Source organism: Kitasatospora sp. NPDC057512 (genome assembly GCF_042802135.1).
In the GTDB taxonomy this organism is placed as follows: Bacteria; Actinomycetota; Actinomycetes; order Streptomycetales; family Streptomycetaceae; genus Kitasatospora.
In genome coordinates, this window is the sequence record NZ_JBHVET010000861.1 from 1 (window position 1) to 3,229 (window position 3,229).

Here is a 3,229-nt window from a genome sequence, read left to right on the forward strand (position 1 = left end):
CTACGTCAACGTGCCGATCGCCGTGGTGGTGGTCGCCGCGGCCGCCCGGACCATCCCCTCGGTCCGCTCGGCGACCCACGACTGGTTTCCACCCGCGTGGATCGGGCCGGGCGGATCAGGCGGCGACGGGCTCCGGGGCGGCGGCGGGGGCGGCGGCCGGGAGGTGGCGCATCAGGCGGTAGGCCAGGGCCGCGGCGCCCAGGGCGAAGACCAGGCCGACCACGGCGGCGACGTGCAGGCCGTCGGTGAAGGCGGTGCGGGCGGTCTCCAGCAGGTCGGCGCCGAGCCGGCCGGGCAGGTGGGCGGCGACGGTGGCCGCGCCGCCGAGGGTGTCCTGGGCGGTCCGGGCGGCCGCGCCGTCGAGGCCGGCCGGGAGGGCGCCGTCCAGCCGGTGGTGGTAGACGGCGGCGCCGGCCGCGCCGAGCAGGGCGATGCCGAGCGAGCTGCCGAGTTCGACGGCGGTCTCGGAGGTGGCGGAGGCGGCGCCGGCCTGCTCGACCGGGGCGGCGGAGACGACCATCTCGGCGGTCATCGTCATGGTGCCGACCGTCCCGGCGGCCAGCACGCCGGCCGCGGTGAGGACGAGCGCCAGCGGGGAGTGCGCGCCGACCTGGGTCATCATCGCGAAGCCCGCCGAGCCGACCAGGAAGCCGCCGCCCATCAGCACCGCCGGGCGGACCCGGCCGGCCAGCGCGGAGCTGACGCCGACCGCCGCGCCGACGCCCAGACTGGGCACCAGCGACCAGAGCGAGGCGGTCAGCGGGCTCATGCCCTTGACCAGTTGGAGGTACTGGGAGGTGAAGAGGGCGAAGCCCATCATCGCGAACATCGCGATGCTGTTGACGCTGATCGCGCCGCTGAAGGTGCGGATCCGGAACAGGCTCAGGTCGAGCAGCGGGTCGGCGGCGGTGCGCTGGCGCTGGACGAAGGCGCCGGCCAGCAGCAGTCCGGCGGCGACGGCGAGCCCGGGCAGGAGGCTCCAGCCCTCGACGGCGATCGTCTTGACGCCGTAGACCAGCGGCAGGATCGCGGCCAGCGACAGCGCGGCGCCGAGCAGGTCGAAGCGGCCGGTGCGGCGGGTGGCGCGGTACTCGGGGAGCAGGACGGGCGCGGTGAGCAGCACCAGGGCCATGACCGGGACGGCGAGCAGGAAGGCCGAGCCCCACCAGAAGTGCTCCAGCAGCAGGCCGCCGGCGACCGGGCCGAGGGTGGCCCCGGCGGTGAGGATGCCGCCCCAGGCGCCGAGCGCGATCTGCCGCTGCCGGGGGTCGTGGAACATCGTGCGGATCAGCGCGAGGGTCGAGGGCATCACGGTGGCACCGGCGATGCCGAGCACCGCGCGGGCCGCGATGAGCTGGCCGGCGTCGTGCGACCAGGCGGCCAGCAGCGAGGCGCCCGCGAACCCGGCGGCGCCGATCATCAGCAGCCGGCGGCGGCCTATCCGGTCGCCCAGCGCGCCCATCGTGATGAGCAGCCCGGCCAGCAGGAACGAGTACATGTCCATGATCCACAGCTGCTGGGTGCCGCTCGGCGCCAGCGTGGTGGAGATGTACGGGACGGCGAAGAAGAGCACGCCCATGTCCATGGTGAGGACGAGGGTCGGGAGCAGGAGGACGGCCAGGCCGATCCATTCGCGACGGCCTGCGCGGCCGGTGGTTGCGGTCATGGGGAAGACCGTACGGATGTGTCAGACGCTTGTCTAGTACGTATGTGCAAGACATCTGTTCAGTCCTTCCGTAGGATCGGGGCATGGGAAACCGCGAAGACCTGATGGCCGGCGCCAAGCGCTGCCTGTACGAGAAGGGCTACGGGCGCACCACCGCCCGCGACATCGCGACCGCCTCCGGCGTCAGCCTGGCCGCGATCGGCTACCACTTCGGTTCGAAGGAGACGCTGCTCAACGCGGCGATGATCGAGGCGATCGGGGAGATGGGGGAGGCGCTGGCCGCGGTGGTGATCGCCGCCAACCAGGTGTCGGACGACCCGGAGGTGCGCTTCGCCGCCGTCTGGGACGGGCTGCGGGGCGTCTTCGTCGAGCACTGCGGGCTCTGGGCGGCCCAGTTCGAGGCGCTCGCCCAGGCCGGGCACGCCCCCGAGCTGGCCCAGGCCTTCGCGGCGGCGCAGAAGGAGGGCCGGCTCGGCCTCGCCGCGGTGTTCCGGGGGCTGCCCGAGGTGCCGGACACCGAGGAGGAGGTCGCCCTCGGGGGCTTCTACCAGACCCTGCTGGCCGGCTACTGCGCCCAGTGGCTGGCCGCGCCCGAACTCGCGCCCAGCGGGCAGGACTTCCTGCGCGGGCTGCGGCTGGTCAGCGACAGCGTCTTCAACCCCGTGCGGCCGTAGGGGGCGCCCCGCTCGTAGGGAGTGTCCCGCCCGCAGGGGGTGTTCCGCCCGTAGGGGGTGCCCGCTACGCGGTGACGGCGGTCAGCAGCACCACCGAGTCGACGTGCGCCAGCAGCCCGTGCCGCTCCTGCGGGACGGGCTCCAGGCGGCCGGCCGCCAGTTCCAGCCGCCGGCCGGCGATGGTCAGCGAGACCCGGCCGCGCAGCACCTGGACGCTGCCCGCGGTGGGCGGGTTGTGCTCGTCCAGCGCGGTGCCCGCGGTCAGCGCGATCACGGTCTGCCGCAGGATCCCGTCGTGCAGGACCAGGTGGGCGCTGCGCCCGTGCGGGCTCTCGGCCGCCCGGGCGGCGTGCTCCACGGCGAGCTGTTCGAGATCGGGCATCGCGCCTCCTCCTCGCTCCGGGCGCACTCCGTGTGCCCAGGGTCGCGGACGCCCGGGGGCCCCGCACCCGGAAGGGCCCCGCACCCCGGAGCGGCCCGAGGTGCAGCCCCCGCCGACTGCCCGCATCGTGGAGGCATGGCGACCAACCAGATCTTCAACGGGCTTCAGGTCAACCGCTCGCTGCTGGCCGGCGGCGTGGTGCTCACCGGCGTCGGTTCGCTGCTCGGCGCGGCCGGTGCGGCGATGGTGTGCGCCGCGCTGTTCACCGCCGGCCGCAGCTGGGTGCGGAGCCTGGAGAGCCCGCCGACCGCGCTCGCCCAGCGGGCCCTGCACGACGCGAAGGTGGCGTCCACGGCCGGCTGGGACGCCTGGCGCGCCCAGCACGGCTCGCCCAACTGAGCCGGTGCGGCTGCCGGGCCGGGAGGGGCGGGACTCGCCATCACGCGGCTGCCGCACACCGCCCGACCGGCCCCGATGACCCCCACCGCCCAACAACCCCAGCGACAT

General features: G+C 74.9%; 4 protein-coding genes. 2 read left to right on the top strand and 2 right to left on the bottom strand.

Annotation, left to right across the window (positions count from 1 at the left end; genetic code table 11):
• Positions 1-115: 115 nt before the first annotated feature.
• Positions 116-1,666, bottom strand: a complete 1,551-nt coding sequence (locus tag ACFU6K_RS34860; protein WP_380669998.1) for an MFS transporter — start codon at positions 1,664-1,666, stop codon at positions 116-118.
• 83 nt (positions 1,667-1,749) lie between these two features.
• Between ACFU6K_RS34860 and ACFU6K_RS34865 the strand changes: the two genes are divergently transcribed.
• Complete coding sequence (locus tag ACFU6K_RS34865) at positions 1,750-2,340, top strand: TetR/AcrR family transcriptional regulator (RefSeq protein ID WP_380670000.1); 591 nt, start codon at positions 1,750-1,752, stop codon at positions 2,338-2,340.
• A 64-nt stretch (positions 2,341-2,404) separates the two neighbouring features.
• Here the strand turns inward: ACFU6K_RS34865 and ACFU6K_RS34870 are convergent, their stop codons facing one another.
• Positions 2,405-2,722: a hypothetical protein gene (locus ACFU6K_RS34870; protein ID WP_049659213.1), complete on the bottom strand. Its 318-nt coding sequence runs from the start codon at positions 2,720-2,722 to the stop codon at positions 2,405-2,407.
• A 135-nt stretch (positions 2,723-2,857) separates the two neighbouring features.
• Between ACFU6K_RS34870 and ACFU6K_RS34875 the strand changes: the two genes are divergently transcribed.
• Positions 2,858-3,121 (top strand): hypothetical protein, encoded by a 264-nt coding sequence (locus ACFU6K_RS34875; protein WP_380670003.1) that lies wholly within the window; start codon positions 2,858-2,860, stop codon positions 3,119-3,121.
• Positions 3,122-3,229: the final 108 nt, after the last annotated feature.

Excerpts from the sequence above, each read along its gene's own strand:
- ACFU6K_RS34860 (WP_380669998.1), bottom strand. The coding sequence starts at position 1,666 with ATGACCGCAACCACCGGCCGCGCAGGCCGTCGCGAATGGATCGGCCTG.
- ACFU6K_RS34870 (WP_049659213.1), bottom strand. The coding sequence starts at position 2,722 with ATGCCCGATCTCGAACAGCTCGCCGTGGAGCACGCCGCCCGGGCGGCC.
- ACFU6K_RS34865 (WP_380670000.1), top strand. The coding sequence starts at position 1,750 with ATGGGAAACCGCGAAGACCTGATGGCCGGCGCCAAGCGCTGCCTGTAC.
- ACFU6K_RS34875 (WP_380670003.1), top strand. The coding sequence starts at position 2,858 with ATGGCGACCAACCAGATCTTCAACGGGCTTCAGGTCAACCGCTCGCTG.